Origin of the sequence: Mesorhizobium sp. M7D.F.Ca.US.004.01.2.1, from assembly GCF_003997785.1 — a bacterium.
GTDB classification, from domain to species: Bacteria; Pseudomonadota; Alphaproteobacteria; order Rhizobiales; family Rhizobiaceae; genus Mesorhizobium; species Mesorhizobium loti.
In genome coordinates, this window is record NZ_RZRQ01000137.1 from 1 (window position 1) to 15,228 (window position 15,228).

Genomic DNA, 15,228 nt, shown 5'->3' on the forward strand with positions numbered 1-15,228 from the left:
GCAAGAAACTGCCGTTCGATTCGCTGCCGCAGCTGCGCGCCAAGCTTTACGGCGAATACCCGCATCTGGCCCGCATCGATCAGGTCGCTGCCGGCAATGCCGAGGACATCGCCAAGGTGGCGAAGCTCGGCGGACGGCTGAACAAGGGAACGTTCACCTCGCCCGTCACGGATTTCTACCTGACCAACCCGATCGCGCGGGCATCGGCCGTGATGGCGGAATGCTCGGCACTGGCCAAGAGCGGCTTCAAGCAGGCGGCGGAATAAGCATGGACACTTTCTTCTCCTTCTACGTGCTGCCGGCGCTGCTGATCCTCTTGAAGTCAGTCGTGCTGATCGTCGTTTTGCTGATCTTCGTCGCTTACATCCTCTACGCCGACCGCAAGATCTGGGCGGCGGTGCAGCTGCGCCGTGGTCCGAACGTCGTTGGCCCCTGGGGCACGTTGCAGGCTTTCGCCGATCTGTTGAAATTCGTCTTCAAGGAACCGATCATTCCGTCGGGCGCCAACAAGGGCGTCTTCCTGCTGGCGCCACTGGTGTCGGCGGTGTTGGCGATCTCGGCCTGGGCGGTCATTCCGGTCGATCAAGGCTGGGCGATCGCCAACGTCAATGTCGGCATCCTCTATGTCTTCGCCATCTCCTCGCTCGAGGTCTACGGTGTGATCATGGGCGGCTGGGCGTCCAACTCGAAATATCCGTTCCTCGGTGCGTTGCGTTCGGCGGCTCAGATGGTGTCCTACGAAGTCTCGATCGGCTTCGTCATCGTCACCGTTCTGCTCACCGCCGGTTCGCTCAATCTGTCCGACATCGTGCTGTCGCAGCATGATGGAATTGGTACGCGGCTTGGCTTGCCCAATACGTTCCTCGACTGGAACTGGCTGGCACTGTTTCCGATGTTCATCATCTTCTTCATCTCGGCCCTGGCCGAGACGAACCGCCCGCCCTTCGATCTGGTGGAAGCCGAATCGGAACTGGTCGCCGGCCACATGGTCGAATATTCGTCGACGCCGTTCCTGCTGTTCTTCCTTGGCGAGTATGTCGCCATCGTGCTGATGTGCGCGCTGGCCACCATCCTCTTCCTCGGAGGCTGGCTGCCGCCCTTCGACTTCGCGCCGTTCACCTGGGTGCCGGGCGTCATCTGGTTCGTGCTGAAGGTCTGCTTCGTGTTCTTCGGCATCTCCATGGTGAAGGCCTTCGTGCCGCGCTACCGCTACGACCAGCGGATGCGGCTCGGCTGGAAGGTGTTCCTGCCGATCTCGCTGTTCATGGTGGTCGCCACCGCTGCCTTCCTCAAAATCACGGGGTTTGCGTGATGTCCGCTCTTTCCCAAGCCGCAAAATCGCTGCTGCTGCAGGATTTCGTCAGCGCCTTCTTCCTGTCGATGCGCCAGTTCTTCGCGCCGAAGGAGACGATCAACTATCCGCACGAGAAGGGGCCGACCAGCCCGCGCTTCCGGGGCGAGCACGCTTTGCGCCGCTATCCCAATGGCGAGGAACGCTGCATCGCCTGCAAATTGTGCGAGGCGATCTGCCCGGCGCAGGCCATCACCATCGAGGCCGGCCCGCGCCGCAATGACGGCACGCGCCGTACTGTGCGTTACGACATCGACATGGTGAAGTGCATCTATTGCGGCTTCTGCCAGGAGGCCTGCCCGGTCGACGCCATCGTCGAGGGGCCGAATTTCGAATTCGCGACGGAGACGCGCGAGGAACTCTACTACGACAAGGACAAGCTGTTGGCGAATGGCGACCGGTGGGAGCGCGAACTGGCGCGCAACATCTCGCTGGACTCGCCGTACCGCTGATATTTGACGCATGGACGGGGCGAGGGGCCTCGTCTAAGGAAACACGCAACTTGCCGACCGGAGGCGGTCGCAAAAATCGAACAGGACGAACGTCCTGTTTCGGACAGGAACCCGGGGGAACCCCATGTTGAGTGGACTAGAGGCGGCCTTTTTCTACCTCTTCGCCTTTGTCGCGGTGGCGTCGGCGTTCATGGTCATTTCGTCGCGCAACCCCGTGCATTCGGTGCTGTTCCTGATCCTGACCTTCTTCAACGCCGCCGGCCTGTTCATGCTGACCGGGGCCGAGTTCCTGGCGATGATCCTGCTCGTCGTCTATGTCGGCGCGGTGATGGTGCTTTTCCTGTTCGTCGTCATGATGCTCGACGTCGATTTCGCCGAGATGAAGGAAGGCGCCCTGCAATATGCACCGATCGGCGCGCTGGTCGGTCTGATCCTGGCGGCGGAGCTGATCGTCGTGCTCGGCGGCTACACATTCGCGCCGCAACTCGCCTCGACGGTTTCGAAACCCATCCCGGATCTCGCGACGCGGACCAATACGGCCGCACTCGGCGACATCCTCTATACGGACTACCTCTACTACTTCCAGATTTCGGGCCTCGTGCTGCTGGTCGCCATGATCGGCGCCATCGTGCTGACGCTGCGCCATAAACCAGGCGTCAAGCGGCAGTCGATCGCAGCCCAGGTCGGCCGCACATCGGCGACCGGAATGGAAATCCGTAAGGTCAAGACAGGCGAGGGGCTCTGAGATGGTTGTCGGTATCGCGCATTATCTGACCGTATCGGCTGTTCTGTTCACGCTCGGCGTGTTCGGCATCTTCCTCAACCGCAAGAACGTCATCGTCATCCTGATGTCGGTCGAGCTGATCCTGCTGGCGGTCAACATCAACTTCGTCGCCTTTTCGGCAGCACTCGGCGATCTGGTCGGCCAGGTGTTCGCGCTGTTCGTGCTGACGGTCGCGGCGGCTGAAGCCGCCATCGGACTTGCCATTCTCGTCGTCTTCTTCCGCAACCGCGGCTCGATCGCGGTCGAAGACGTGAACATGATGAAGGGTTGACGGAACCACCATGTATCAGGCCATCGTCTTCCTTCCCCTGCTCGGCTTCCTGATCGTCGGCCTGTTCGGCACGTCGCTCGGCGCCAAGGCGTCCGAATACATCACCTCCGGTTTCCTGGTGATCGCGGCGGTGTTGTCGTGGGTCGCTTTCTTCACCGTCGGCTTCGGCCATGGCGAGGTGTTCACCGTGCCGGTGATGCGCTGGATCCAGTCAGGCGGACTGGAAGCATCCTGGGCGCTGCGGATCGACACGCTGACGGTGGTGATGCTGGTGGTGGTCAACACCGTGTCGGCGCTGGTTCACATCTATTCGATCGGCTACATGCACCACGATCCGAACCGGCCGCGCTTCTTCGCCTATTTGTCGCTGTTCACCTTCGCCATGCTGATGCTGGTGACGGCCGACAATCTGGTGCAGATGTTCTTCGGCTGGGAAGGGGTCGGTCTCGCCTCCTACCTGCTGATCGGTTTCTGGTACAAGAAGCCGTCGGCCAATGCCGCGGCAATAAAGGCCTTCGTCGTCAACCGCGTCGGCGACTTCGGCTTCGCGCTCGGCATCTTCGGCCTGTTCGTGCTGTTCGGCTCGGTCAATCTCGGCACCATCTTCGCCAATGCGGCGACGTTCATTCCGGCCGAAGGCGCGCCACAGGGCGCCGCGGTCCTGACCTTCCTTGGGCATGCGCTGGACAAGCAGTCGGCCATGACGATCGTCTGCCTTCTGCTGTTCATGGGCGCCATGGGCAAGTCGGCGCAGGTGCCGCTGCACACCTGGCTGCCGGACGCCATGGAAGGCCCGACGCCGGTTTCCGCACTGATCCATGCCGCCACCATGGTAACGGCCGGTGTGTTCATGCTGGCGCGGCTGTCGCCGCTGTTCGAGCTGTCGCATTCGGCGCTGACGGTCGTGACCTTCATCGGCGCCTTCACCGCCTTCTTCGCGGCCACGGTCGGTCTCGTGCAGAACGACATCAAGCGCGTCATCGCCTATTCGACCTGCTCGCAGCTCGGCTACATGTTCGTGGCGCTCGGCGTCGGCGCCTATGGCGCGGCGATCTTCCACCTGTTCACGCATGCCTTCTTCAAGGCCCTGCTGTTCCTCGGCTCTGGCTCGGTCATCCATGCCGTCTCCGACGAGCAGGACATGCGCAAGATGGGCGGACTGCGCAAGCTGATTCCGACCACCTACTGGATGATGGTCATCGGCACGCTGGCGCTGACCGGCGTCGGCATCCCGGTGACGGTCATCGGCACCGCCGGCTTCTTCTCCAAGGACGCCATCATCGAAAGCGCCTTTGCCGGCCACAATTCGGTTGCCGGCCTCGCCTTCATATTGCTCGTCATCGCGGCCTGCTTCACCTCCTTCTACTCATGGCGGCTGATCTTCATGACCTTCCACGGCAAGCCGCGGGCGAGCCACGAGGTCATGCACCACGTCCATGAATCGCCTCCGGTGATGCTAGTGCCGCTGTTCATCCTGGCCGCCGGCGCACTGTTTGCCGGCATTATCTTCCACGGCGCCTTCATCGGCGAGGGCTATGCCGAGTTCTGGAAGGCATCGCTGTTCACGCTGCCTGACAATCACATCCTGCACGAGATCCACGAATTGCCGCTGTGGGTCGAGCTGTCGCCCTTCATCGCCATGCTGATCGGCTTCGCGCTGGCCTGGAAATTCTACATCCGCTCGCCGGAAATGCCGGTCAATCTGGCAGCACACCATCGCGGGCTCTACGCCTTCCTGCTCAACAAGTGGTATTTCGACGAGCTCTACGATTTCCTGTTCGTGCGACCCGCCAAGCGCCTCGGCCATTTCCTGTGGAAGACCGGCGACGGCACAATCATTGACGGCCTCGGCCCGGATGGCATTTCGGCGCGCGTCGTCGATGTCACCAACCGCGTCGTCAAGCTGCAGACCGGCTACCTCTACCATTATGCCTTCGCCATGCTGATCGGCGTTGCCGCACTCGTCACCTGGATGATGCTCTGATGACCGCTTGGCCAATCCTCTCGCTGGTCACCTTCCTGCCGCTGGTTGGTGTGCTGCTTATCCTGTTCATCAATGATGACAGCGAAAATGCACGCCGCAACATCCGCGCCATTGCGCTGTTGACGACGACGTTCACGTTCATCATCTCGCTGTTCATCTGGACTGGCTTCGACAATTCGCAGGCCGGCTTCCAGTTCGTCGAGAAGGTTGCCTGGCTCGACTCCGGCATCTCCTACCATATGGGCGTCGACGGCATCTCCATGCTGTTCGTCATCCTGACGACCTTCCTGATGCCGCTCTGCATCCTGGCCTCGTGGGAATCGATCGAGAAGCGCGTCAAGGCCTACATGATCGCCTTCCTGCTGCTTGAAACGCTGATGATCGGCGTGTTCTGCGCACTCGATATCGTGCTGTTCTACGTCTTCTTCGAAGCCGGCCTGATCCCGATGTTCATCATCATCGGCGTCTGGGGCGGCAAGCGGCGCGTCTACGCCTCGTTCAAGTTCTTCCTCTACACGCTGGCCGGCTCGGTGCTGATGCTGCTCGCCATCATGGCGATGTTCTACCAGTCCGGCACGACCGACATCCCGACGCTTCTGACGCACAACTTCCCGGCCAACATGCAGACCTGGCTATGGCTTGCCTTCTTCGCGTCCTTCGCGGTGAAGATGCCGATGTGGCCGGTGCACACTTGGTTGCCCGACGCGCACGTTGAAGCGCCGACGGCAGGTTCGGTGATCCTGGCCGCCATCCTGCTAAAGATGGGCGGGTACGGCTTCCTGCGTTTCTCCTTGCCGATGTTCCCGCTGGCGTCCGAAATGTTCGCGCCGCTGATCTTCGCGCTCTCGGTCGTCGCCATCATCTACACCTCGCTGGTGGCGCTGATGCAGGAGGACATGAAGAAGCTGATCGCCTATTCGTCGGTGGCCCATATGGGCTTCGTCACCATGGGCATCTTCGCCATGAACCAGGAAGGCGTGCAGGGCGCGATCTTCCAGATGCTCAGCCACGGCCTCGTCTCCGGCGCGCTGTTCCTGTGCGTCGGCGTCATCTACGACCGCATGCACACACGCGAAATCGCGGCCTATGGCGGCTTGGTCAACAACATGCCGAAATACGCCACCGTGTTCATGATCTTCACCATGGCCAATGTCGGCCTGCCCGGCACCAGCGGTTTCGTCGGCGAGTTCCTGACCATGCTCGGCGTGTTCCGGGTCAACACCTGGGTGGCGTTCTTCGCCGCCACCGGCGTCATCCTGTCGGCTGCCTACGCGCTCTGGCTCTATCGCCGGGTGATCTTCGGCGCGCTGACCAAGGACAGCCTGAAGGGCCTGCTCGACCTGTCGCCGCGCGAGAAGCTGATCATCTACCCGCTGGTCGTGCTGGTCATCTTCTTCGGCGTCTATCCCGCACCCGTCTTCGACGCGACGGCCGAATCGGTCAAGTCGCTCGTCACCAATGTCACTGCATCCATCGGCGCCGCGCAGACCGCGGCGGCGAATTAACCCAAGGGTTTTGCGAACCATGACGCCGGACCTTCTCTCCAGCCTGTCGCTCTCGACGCCAGAGCTGATCCTTGCCGTCGGCGCGCTGGCGCTGCTGATGGTCGGCGCCTATTCGCGCGCCAACACCGCCAACACGGTGACCGGCCTTGCCGTCGCCGTGCTGGTCGTCGCGGGCGCCTGGCTGATCTTCCAAACCGGGCAGGGCAGCGCCTATGGCAACGCCTTCATCCAGGATTCCTTTGCCCGCTTCATGAAGGTGCTGGCGCTGGTCGGCTCGGCGGTGACGCTGGCGATGTCGATGCGCTTCGCCAAGGCGGAGCATTTCGACAAGTTCGAATATCCCGTATTGGTGCTGCTCAGCACGCTCGGCATGATGCTGATGATCTCGGCCAACAGCATGATCGGGCTCTATCTCGGCCTCGAACTGCAGTCGCTGGCGATCTACGTGCTGTGCGCGATTAATCGCGACAATCTGCGTTCGACCGAGGCTGGCCTCAAATATTTCGTTCTCGGTGCGTTGTCGTCGGGCATGCTGCTCTATGGCATCAGCCTGGTCTACGGCTACACTGGCAACACCGGCTTCCAGGAGATCGCTACGGCGCTCGGCAGCGGCGAGCGCCAGCTTGGCCTCGTCTTCGGTCTCGTCTTCGTGTTGGCCGGCCTTGCCTTCAAGATCTCGGCGGTGCCGTTCCACATGTGGACGCCCGACGTCTACGAGGGCGCGCCGACGCCAGTGACGGCCTTCCTGGCGGCGGCACCCAAGATGGCGGCGATGGCGCTGATGGTGCGTGTCACCATGGGCGCGTTCAAGCCGATCGCCTCCGACTGGCAGCAGATCATCGTCTTCATCTCGATCGCCTCGATGGCGCTGGGCGCCTTCGCGGCCATCGGCCAGACCAACATCAAGCGACTGATGGCCTATTCCTCGATCGGCCATATGGGCTACGCGCTGGTCGGCCTTGCCGCCAACAGCCAGGCCGGCGTGCGCGGCGTTGCCATCTACATGCTGATCTATCTGGTGATGACGCTCGGCACCTTCGCCTTCATCCTCGCCATGCGGCGCAAGGACGGCAATGTCGAGCAGATCAGCGATCTGGCCGGCCTGTCGTCGACCAATCCGATCATGGCGACGATCCTGACCATCCTAATGTTCTCGCTGGCAGGCATCCCGCCGCTCGCCGGCTTCTGGGGGAAATGGTACGTCTTCCTCGCCGCCATCAACGCCAATCTCTACGCGCTGGCGATCATCGGCGTGCTGGCCTCGGTGGTGGGCGCCTATTATTACCTGCGCATCATCAAGATCATGTGGTTCGACGAACCGGTCGGTGGCTTTGTGCCGATGGCGACGGAATTGCGTGTCGTGCTCGGCGTCTCCGGCGCCTTCGTGCTGTTCTATGTGCTGATCGGCGGACCGATCGGCACCTATGCCGAAGCCGCCGCCAAGACGTTTTTCTAGACGGCATGGCATTTCGGCTGGCTCCAACCTCGGCGTCGGAAGGGTTCCGGCTCGAGGCGCATGACAGCGTCGGCTCCACCAATGCGCTGGCGCTGGATCACGCCAGGGCAGGTGACCCGGGCAAATTGTGGGTCGTTTCCAAGAAGCAGGAAAGCGGGCGTGGCCGGCGCGGCCGTGTCTGGGCGACGCCCGAGGGCAACCTCGCGGCGACGCTCCTCGTCATCACCAAGGCAGAGCTTCGCCTTGCCGCAACGCTGGGCTTCGTCGCCGGGCTGGCGCTGGCCGATGCGCTCGACGCCGTGGTGCCAAAGGGCCGGATCGCCATCGGCCTCGACGGCGCCAGTGAAGGCAAAAACCGTTTCGAGTTGAAATGGCCGAATGACGTGCTTGCGTCGGGCGCCAAGCTGGCCGGTATCCTGCTGGAATCGGCGATCCTGGAAGGCGGCCGTTTCGCGGTGGCGGTCGGCATCGGCGTCAATGTGGTGGCATACCCTGAGGATTTGCCTTATCCCGCAACATCCTTGCGCGCGCTGGGTGCGGCATGCGATGCGGAGACACTGTTCCTCGCGCTATCGGATGCCTGGAGCGAGAATGCCCGGTTGTGGGATGAGGGGCGCGGACTTGCCGCCGTCAGGCGGCGGTGGTTGGCTCGCGCGGCGGGGCTCGGCGGCGAGGTTGCTGTCAGGATTGACGGTAATGTGGTGCGTGGGGTGTTTGAAACCATTGACGAGGACTGCCGTTTCGTGATCCGCGACGATGAAGGTTCGGTTCTGACGATCGCCGCCGGCGACGTGCATTTCGGCGCGGTCGCTTCGGCCAGGGCCTAGAGCCGTTCGTGAACGGCTCTAAGTGTTTGTTTTTGCGCAATTCCTGTGGGAAAACCGTTAGACGCTTTTCCTGGAATTGCTTTATGGACTTGGCCTGAGGGCCAGGAAGGGAAAAATCATGGCGAAAGCGGAAAACGCCGAACTCGTCTTCGTGCCGCTCGGCGGCGTCGGCGAGATAGGCATGAACTTCGCTCTTTACGGCTACGGCCCGCCCAGTGCGCGCGAATGGATCGTCATCGATGTCGGTGTGACCTTCCCCGATGCCAGCCTGCCCGGCGTCGACCTGGTGCTGCCCGACACGCGCTTCATCGAGGAGAACCTCGCCAATCTGCGCGGCATCATCATCACCCATGCGCATGAAGACCACTACGGCGCGCTGCTCGACACCTGGCCGAAGCTGAAGGCGCCGGTCTGGATGACGCCGTTCAGCGCCGGCTTGCTCGAAGCCAAGCGACAAGGCGAGCAAGGTGCGCCGAAAATACCGGTCACGATCTACAAAGCGGGGGAGAAATTCACCGTCGGCCCCTTTGAGATCGAAGCCATTCCGGTGGCGCACTCGATCCCCGAGCCGATGTCGCTGGCGATCACCTCGCCGGCCGGCACCGTCATCCATACCGGTGATTGGAAGATCGACCCGGAGCCGACGATCGGGCCGAAGACCGACGAGGCGCGTTTCCGCGCCTATGGTGACAAGGGCGTCCTGGCGCTGATCTGCGATTCGACCAATGCGCTGCGCGAAGGCGAGTCGCCTTCGGAAGTGGCCGTGGGCGAGGGCCTCAAGGGCGTCATCCAGGCTGCCAAGGGTCGCGTCGCCGTCACCACGTTTTCCTCCAATGTCGGACGCATCGTCTCCATCGCCAGGGCGGCACGCGATGCCGGTCGCCAGTGCCTGGTGCTCGGCCGCTCGCTGAAGCGGGTCATCGATGTGGCTGGCGAACTCGGCTACATGGACGGTCTGCCCGAGTTCATCGCCGAGGAGGATTTTGGCTTCATCCCGCGCGAAAACCTGGTCATCATCTGCACCGGCAGCCAGGGCGAACCGCTTGCCGCACTGGCCAAGCTGTCGCGCGAAGAGATGAAGTCGGTGTCGCTGACGGCCGGCGACACGGTGGTGTTTTCCTCGCGCACGATTCCGGGCAATGAGAAGGCGATCCTCGAGATCAAGAACCGCCTCATCGATCTCGGCGTCAAGATCATCGAGGACGGCGACGCGCTGGTGCATGTCTCCGGCCATCCGCGGCGCAGCGAATTGCGCAAGATGTATGAATGGGTGCGCCCGCAGATCGGCGTCCCCGTGCATGGCGAGGCGGCGCATCTGGTGGCGCAGGGGTCGCTGATGTCGACGTCCGGCATCGGCCAGGTGGCGCAGGTGCGCGACGGCGACATGCTGCGGCTCGCTCCCGGCCCTGCCACCATCATCGATCAAGTGCCGTTCGGCCGCGTCTACAAGGATGGCAGACTGATCGGCACCGATCAGGCGATGGGCATTCGCGACCGGCGCAAACTGTCCTTTGCCGGCCATGTCGCGGTCAATGTCGTGCTCGACGACAAATATGAACTTGCCGGAGACCCCGATCTGGTCGCCATCGGCGTCGCCGAGGCCGATGGCCGTGGCGAGACGCTGGAAGATTTGATGATCGATGCGGCAATCGGCGCGGTGGACTCGATCCCCCGCCAGCGCCGAAAAGACCTCGACCTGGTGCAAGAAGCCGTACGGCGCGCCGTGCGCGGTGCCGCCAACGAAGCCTGGGGCAAGAAGCCGCTGGTGACGGTGTTCGTCACAAGGTGAGGATGGCAGCTAGACGTTGAGCTGATAGCTGACCGGAAGCCAGCGAAAAGAACCATTGGCCGATTCGATGTAACCCAGGCCTGGAAATGGCATGTGGTGGTCGGCGACCAGCAGGCGCTGCTCCGCGGCCATCTTGAGCAGCCGCTTGCGCGTCGCGACGGCCTGTTGCCTGTCATCATCGAAATCGGCATGCCAATCCGGCTGCTGGATGGACACGACATAGTGCAGGAAGGCGTCCGACCAGATCAGCAGTTGTTGCCCATCGCTTTCGACGAGAAATGCCATCGACAGCAACGCTGTCGAGCGCTCAATCCGTCCGATCGCGCTCAACCACAAGAACGCGCTCGGCTCGGACGGCGATGCCGAACACTGGGCGGTCATTGCGTCGCTGATCGAAACCTGCAAACTCAATGCGTCGAGCCGCCCGGCTATCTCGCCGACGTACTCACCAGGATCGTCAACGGCTATCCGAACAGCCAAATCGATGACCTCCTGGCTTGGGCCTACATCTGGGCGCCCGAGCTAAACGCCGTGGCCTGAGAACACCGCTTACATAAAATGTGGGCGAACATTAATTGAAAGCGACACGCTCATGAATGACATTCGCGCAACACTGCTACTTTCCGTGCAGCGCGCTCTTCTCGGTGCCGTCCCGCACAACCTTCGGGCCGTCACCTGCGGCTGGGAAGGAACGGAGATCAAGCTTCGCTTTGTGTTCGACGGCGAGATCGCCGAGGAGACCTATGACGATGCCCGGATTGCCGGAACCGAAGTGGTCGCCGACTTTCCAGCGCCGTGGACCATCAGCGAGGATATCGTTCGCCTGGACCACCCCGATAGCATCCGCCCAGGCGCACTTGCGCTGTGGGCATACCGCCGCAAAGAGGGGCTTGCAGAGACAGGAAACTGAGACACGACCCAGACGCACAATTCGCTTGCATTTGCCTCAGTTTGGTCGTCGTCGTAGACGACAAGTCGTCTCGGGCAAGACTAAATGGGGGGAATCGTGAAAACTGGAACCTGGAGGCCGTTGGCGGCCTTTGTCGTGTGCGCGGCACTGTCACAGCCGGCCTACGCACAATCCGTGGGCGCGGTGAATGCCCACATCGATAGTCTCCTGAAAGTAGACCACACGGGGTTTCTCGCCGCGTTTAAATTCCTGCAGCTCAACATCGCCGACGGGACAAAGATAGGCCAGGAATACGAATATCCGGTGACCATCACCGTTGACGGCAAAGAACGCATATTCGCCACGTACGAGGATCTTCTTCCGGTCTACGACCAGATCATCACCCCGGCGGTGATCAAGGTCGTGAAACAGCAGAAATACAAAGATCTGAAGGTTAGCAGCAAAGGCATCATGTTCGACAAAGGACAGCTGTGGGTGAACGCGTTCTGCGTGGACGGAGAGGCTTGTACCGGGACGTCTTGGGAAATCAGCGTCATCAACCACTGAAGCGTTCCGACCCCAGCGAGATGTCGATGATGCCAAGTGATTGAAACGAACAGCCTGTGGGCAATGTCGGCTTATCTGGCTGTCGGCATTGTCGGCGCCGTAATGGCCTATCTGGTTTCATCGGTTTTTCGCAGAAGCCCCATCACAGGAGGAAATCTTATATGACCAGACCGTTCCAGCTTCTCAGAGTAGTTGCGCTGGCCGCCGTCGGCGGGGCCTTGGTGCAACTTGGTTCAGATGCTGGCGAGGCGGCCGCCGCAACGCCTGCTGCCAAGTCCTACGGCTATGACGTGAAAATCAGTTTCAGCCCAGAGGCCATCGAGAGAATGAAAAGCCTGCATCGGCAGGTCACCCTTGCCAATCAGTTTTACGGCGACGCCAGCCCGGAAGCCATCGCGCGCCTAAAGCTCAAGCCTTATGCTCAACTGGAAATGGGCGCGGAAACCATTCCTGTCGATGTCGTCGACCAAACGGTCCACGTAACGGGCGCCCCAGTGATTGCGAAGAAGCTGGCAGACATTGTCGACCAGAAGCCGAGCGTCCTGGTTCAGATATTTTCCGGATCAAATACGCCGGGTGCCAATGATAATCAGCTGCATTGCGATCTGTTTCAGGACCAGATCACCCTAGCCCAGAGTCAGGCAGTGGATCTTCATTGTGAAGCCATACCTGAGGACCTGGTCGGCAAAGAATAGGTGCGAGCGGGTGAACAATTAATCTCGCGCCATCGACGGCATCGAGCAAGGCGGCAGCTTTGAATGACCCGAGATCGAAAGGAAAAATGCGGGCGCGGGCAGGGCGGATATCGGACATTGCCGTTTGTGCTTTGCGGCTGGCGATCGGAACAGCCTCGATCGTGATTTGGAAGAATGATCATCGAACTGCGACAGTGCGCGCCTCGTGCATGGCTATTGATATCAGTCGATTTGACGTATGACGCAGTCATTGGACAGAGGAGTGATCGCTCGCACATGCTCGGACGGCTGAACCATGTCGCGCTCGCGGTGCCGGACCTGACCGCGGCCGTCGCTGCTTACCGCAATACGCTCGGCGCCGAAGTGACGGAACCGCAGGCTTTGCCGGAGCATGGCGTCAGGGTGGTGTTCGTCAATGTCGGCAACACCAAGATCGAATTGCTGGAGCCGCTTGGCGAGGGCTCGCCGATCGCAGCGTTCCTCGCGAAGAACCCGTCCGGCGGCATGCATCATCTCTGCTACGAGGTCGACGACATCCTGGCCGCGCGCGACCAGCTCAAGGCTGCCGGCGCCCGCGTGCTGGGCGACGGCAACCCGAAGATCGGCGCCCATGGCAAGCCGGTGCTGTTCCTGCATCCGAAGGATTTCTTCGGCACGCTGATCGAACTGGAGCAATCATGAGCTGGGTTTCGTTCACCGCCCTGTTTTTCGCGACCTGGTGGGTGGTGCTGTTTGCCGTGCTGCCGTTCAGCGTGAAGACGCAGGACGACGATCATGATGTGACGCTGGGCACGGTTCCGAGTGCACCGCGCGGCCCCCACATGCTGCGCGCCGTGATCCGCACCACCGTCGCCACCGCGATCCTGATGGCCATTTTCTATGGCCTGACGCATGGCCTGGGATACAGCCTCAACGACATCCCCCACATCGTGCCGGATTTCGGTCAGACGCCAGCCAAATAGACTGTCCGGCCCAAATAGACTGTCCGGCAAAAGACGTTTTCATCCATCGGAACCATGGGCGGTTTCGGACGGCAATGCCGTGCCGTTTTGTGGCTGGGGAGTGCTGACGCAAGGTAAGGCGGTTTGGCAACGCGTTGCGCTAAGCAGATGATTGCACAAAAAAAATGCAAGGCACAAGGCCTTGCAATTTAAACGCGTCCGATCTGTTTCCGGTTTCCGGCGGCAGCGAGTAACCGCGCCTAGATCGCATCCTCCCAAGACTTTGACCGCGTAGGAGAGCAGATTTTTTTCTACCCTCTCGGTTATCGGGGCACATTAGCCTAACGCGAATGAAAATGTCACGAAGAATTTTGCCTCGAAACAGGCATTCTCGTGCTGCACTGCACAATAGTATGGCAGGCTTTGCTTTCGAAACGTCCAGTAAGACGCGTGCGGCACTGCGCCGCCGGGTTTGGGTTCCCATTCGGCCATGAAATGGCTATGAAGCCGGGTCAAGCAAGCCAATGTCGCGCCGATTCTGACGCGGCCATCCTCACTCACGGACCAGTCCATGCGTTTGTCGCGCTATTTCCTGCCTATCCTCAAAGAAAATCCGCGCGAGGCTGAAATCGTCTCGCACCGGCTGATGCTGCGCGCCGGCATGATCCGCCAGCAGGGGCAGGGCAGTTTCTCGTGGCTGCCGCTCGGCAAGCGGGTGCTGGACAAGGTCTGCCGCATCATCCGCGAGGAGCAGAATCGCGCCGGGGCGCTGGAAATCCTGATGCCGACCATCCAGTCGGCCGATCTGTGGCGCGAAAGCGGCCGCTATGACGACTACGGCAAGGAGATGCTGCGCATCAAGGACCGGCAAGACCGCGACATGCTCTACGGCCCGACCAATGAGGAAGTGGTCACCGAGATCGTCCGCGCCTATGTGAAGTCCTACAAGGACCTGCCGCTCAATCTCTACCACATCCAGTGGAAGTTCCGCGACGAAGTGCGGCCGCGCTTCGGCGTCATGCGGTCGCGCGAATTCCTGATGAAGGACGCCTATTCCTTCGACCTCGACTTCGAGGGCGCAAAGGCGGCCTACAACAGGATGTTCGTGTCCTATCTCCGGACCTTCACGCGCATGGGGCTGCAGGCTATACCGATGCGGGCCGACACCGGGCCGATCGGCGGCGATCTCAGCCATGAATTCATCATCCTCGCCGACACCGGCGAGAGCCAGGTCTTCTGTCATCGCGACTATCTTTCGCTCGATGTGCCCGGCGCCAATACCGACTTTGCCAACGACGCCGAGATCGCCGACATCGTCAAGACGTGGACGACGCCCTACGCCGCCACCGACGAGATGCATGACGAGGCGGCGTGGGAAAAGATCGGCGAGAGTGACAAGGTCTCGGCGCGCGGCATCGAGGTCGGCCACATCTTCCATTTCGGCGATAAGTATTCCAAGCCCATGGGCGCCAAGGTGACCGGGCCCGACGGCAAGGATCATTTCGTCTCCGGCGGCTCCTACGGCATCGGTCCGTCGCGCCTGGTCGCGGCGATCATCGAAGCCAGCCATGACGACAACGGCATCATCTGGCCCGAAGCTGTGGCGCCGTTCGACATCGGGCTGATCAACATGAAGGCGGGCGACGCCGAGTGCGACCGCGTCTGCGACGAGCTGCATGCCGCTTTCGTCGCCGCCGGCAAGGACGTGCTCTACGAC

15 protein-coding genes and 2 pseudogenes are annotated in these 15,228 nt (G+C 61.4%); all 17 read left to right on the forward strand.

From position 1 onward, the window contains the following. Window positions 1-266: pseudogene (locus EN993_RS19045) on the forward strand (NADH-quinone oxidoreductase subunit G); the annotation flags it as partial. Window positions 267-268: 2 nt separating this feature from the next. Then, window positions 269-1,312: an NADH-quinone oxidoreductase subunit NuoH gene (gene nuoH, locus EN993_RS19050; protein WP_127264539.1), complete on the forward strand. Its 1,044-nt coding sequence runs from the start codon at window positions 269-271 to the stop codon at window positions 1,310-1,312. Next, window positions 1,312-1,803 carry an NADH-quinone oxidoreductase subunit NuoI gene (gene nuoI, locus EN993_RS19055; protein ID WP_023812382.1) on the forward strand — a complete coding sequence of 164 codons (492 nt, stop codon included), beginning with the start codon at window positions 1,312-1,314 and terminating at the stop codon, window positions 1,801-1,803. The genes nuoH and nuoI overlap by 1 nt, the downstream gene beginning before the upstream one ends. A 124-nt stretch (window positions 1,804-1,927) precedes the next feature. After that, window positions 1,928-2,548, forward strand: coding sequence for an NADH-quinone oxidoreductase subunit J (locus EN993_RS19060; RefSeq protein ID WP_109667971.1), 621 nt, complete (start codon window positions 1,928-1,930; stop codon window positions 2,546-2,548). Between the two features lies 1 nt (window position 2,549). Then, a complete protein-coding gene (nuoK, locus tag EN993_RS19065; RefSeq protein ID WP_010910101.1) occupies window positions 2,550-2,858 on the forward strand; it encodes an NADH-quinone oxidoreductase subunit NuoK in 309 nt (102 codons plus the stop codon). A gap of 10 nt (window positions 2,859-2,868) precedes the next feature. Then, entirely contained in the window at window positions 2,869-4,842 is a 1,974-nt protein-coding gene (gene nuoL, locus EN993_RS19070) for an NADH-quinone oxidoreductase subunit L (RefSeq protein ID WP_127264540.1), read from the forward strand. Next, window positions 4,842-6,347: an NADH-quinone oxidoreductase subunit M gene (locus EN993_RS19075; RefSeq protein ID WP_126069452.1), complete on the forward strand. Its 1,506-nt coding sequence runs from the start codon at window positions 4,842-4,844 to the stop codon at window positions 6,345-6,347. The genes nuoL and EN993_RS19075 overlap by 1 nt, the downstream gene beginning before the upstream one ends. A 19-nt stretch (window positions 6,348-6,366) precedes the next feature. Continuing rightward, a complete protein-coding gene (gene nuoN, locus EN993_RS19080) occupies window positions 6,367-7,803 on the forward strand; it encodes an NADH-quinone oxidoreductase subunit NuoN (protein ID WP_109667963.1) in 1,437 nt (478 codons plus the stop codon). Between the two features lie 5 nt (window positions 7,804-7,808). After that, window positions 7,809-8,630 (forward strand): biotin--[acetyl-CoA-carboxylase] ligase, encoded by an 822-nt coding sequence (locus tag EN993_RS19085; protein WP_127264541.1) that lies wholly within the window; start codon window positions 7,809-7,811, stop codon window positions 8,628-8,630. 118 nt (window positions 8,631-8,748) lie between these two features. Continuing rightward, window positions 8,749-10,419, forward strand: coding sequence for a ribonuclease J (locus EN993_RS19090; RefSeq protein WP_126069450.1), 1,671 nt, complete (start codon window positions 8,749-8,751; stop codon window positions 10,417-10,419). 283 nt (window positions 10,420-10,702) lie between these two features. Further along, window positions 10,703-10,959 (forward strand): annotated as a pseudogene (locus EN993_RS19100) (transposase domain-containing protein); the annotation flags it as partial. Between the two features lie 52 nt (window positions 10,960-11,011). Continuing rightward, on the forward strand, window positions 11,012-11,329 hold the full coding sequence (locus EN993_RS19105) for a hypothetical protein (protein WP_109667957.1): 318 nt from the start codon (window positions 11,012-11,014) through the stop codon (window positions 11,327-11,329). Between the two features lie 96 nt (window positions 11,330-11,425). Next, window positions 11,426-11,875 (forward strand): hypothetical protein, encoded by a 450-nt coding sequence (locus EN993_RS19110; protein WP_206532390.1) that lies wholly within the window; start codon window positions 11,426-11,428, stop codon window positions 11,873-11,875. Window positions 11,876-12,036: 161 nt separating this feature from the next. Further along, window positions 12,037-12,570 (forward strand): hypothetical protein, encoded by a 534-nt coding sequence (locus tag EN993_RS19115; protein ID WP_127264543.1) that lies wholly within the window; start codon window positions 12,037-12,039, stop codon window positions 12,568-12,570. A 276-nt stretch (window positions 12,571-12,846) separates the two neighbouring features. After that, entirely contained in the window at window positions 12,847-13,251 is a 405-nt protein-coding gene (gene mce, locus EN993_RS19125; RefSeq protein ID WP_109667952.1) for a methylmalonyl-CoA epimerase, read from the forward strand. Then, entirely contained in the window at window positions 13,248-13,532 is a 285-nt protein-coding gene (locus tag EN993_RS19130) for a DUF1467 family protein (RefSeq protein ID WP_109667950.1), read from the forward strand. The genes mce and EN993_RS19130 overlap by 4 nt, the downstream gene beginning before the upstream one ends. Window positions 13,533-14,082: 550 nt before the next feature. Beyond that, on the forward strand, window positions 14,083-15,228 hold a 1,146-nt coding region (gene proS / locus EN993_RS19135; protein ID WP_127264544.1), incomplete at its 3' end, for a proline--tRNA ligase.

Bases quoted from the DNA above. Each gene is read 5' to 3' on its own strand.
- EN993_RS19075 (WP_126069452.1), top strand. From the start codon at position 4,842: ATGACCGCTTGGCCAATCCTCTCGCTGGTCACCTTCCTGCCGCTGGTT.
- nuoH (WP_127264539.1), top strand. From the start codon at position 269: ATGGACACTTTCTTCTCCTTCTACGTGCTGCCGGCGCTGCTGATCCTC.
- EN993_RS19085 (WP_127264541.1), top strand. From the start codon at position 7,809: ATGGCATTTCGGCTGGCTCCAACCTCGGCGTCGGAAGGGTTCCGGCTC.
- EN993_RS19060 (WP_109667971.1), top strand. From the start codon at position 1,928: ATGTTGAGTGGACTAGAGGCGGCCTTTTTCTACCTCTTCGCCTTTGTC.
- EN993_RS19090 (WP_126069450.1), top strand. From the start codon at position 8,749: ATGGCGAAAGCGGAAAACGCCGAACTCGTCTTCGTGCCGCTCGGCGGC.
- EN993_RS19115 (WP_127264543.1), top strand. From the start codon at position 12,037: ATGACCAGACCGTTCCAGCTTCTCAGAGTAGTTGCGCTGGCCGCCGTC.
- EN993_RS19130 (WP_109667950.1), top strand. From the start codon at position 13,248: ATGAGCTGGGTTTCGTTCACCGCCCTGTTTTTCGCGACCTGGTGGGTG.
- nuoK (WP_010910101.1), top strand. From the start codon at position 2,550: ATGGTTGTCGGTATCGCGCATTATCTGACCGTATCGGCTGTTCTGTTC.
- EN993_RS19105 (WP_109667957.1), top strand. From the start codon at position 11,012: ATGAATGACATTCGCGCAACACTGCTACTTTCCGTGCAGCGCGCTCTT.
- nuoI (WP_023812382.1), top strand. From the start codon at position 1,312: ATGTCCGCTCTTTCCCAAGCCGCAAAATCGCTGCTGCTGCAGGATTTC.
- nuoN (WP_109667963.1), top strand. From the start codon at position 6,367: ATGACGCCGGACCTTCTCTCCAGCCTGTCGCTCTCGACGCCAGAGCTG.
- nuoL (WP_127264540.1), top strand. From the start codon at position 2,869: ATGTATCAGGCCATCGTCTTCCTTCCCCTGCTCGGCTTCCTGATCGTC.
- mce (WP_109667952.1), top strand. From the start codon at position 12,847: ATGCTCGGACGGCTGAACCATGTCGCGCTCGCGGTGCCGGACCTGACC.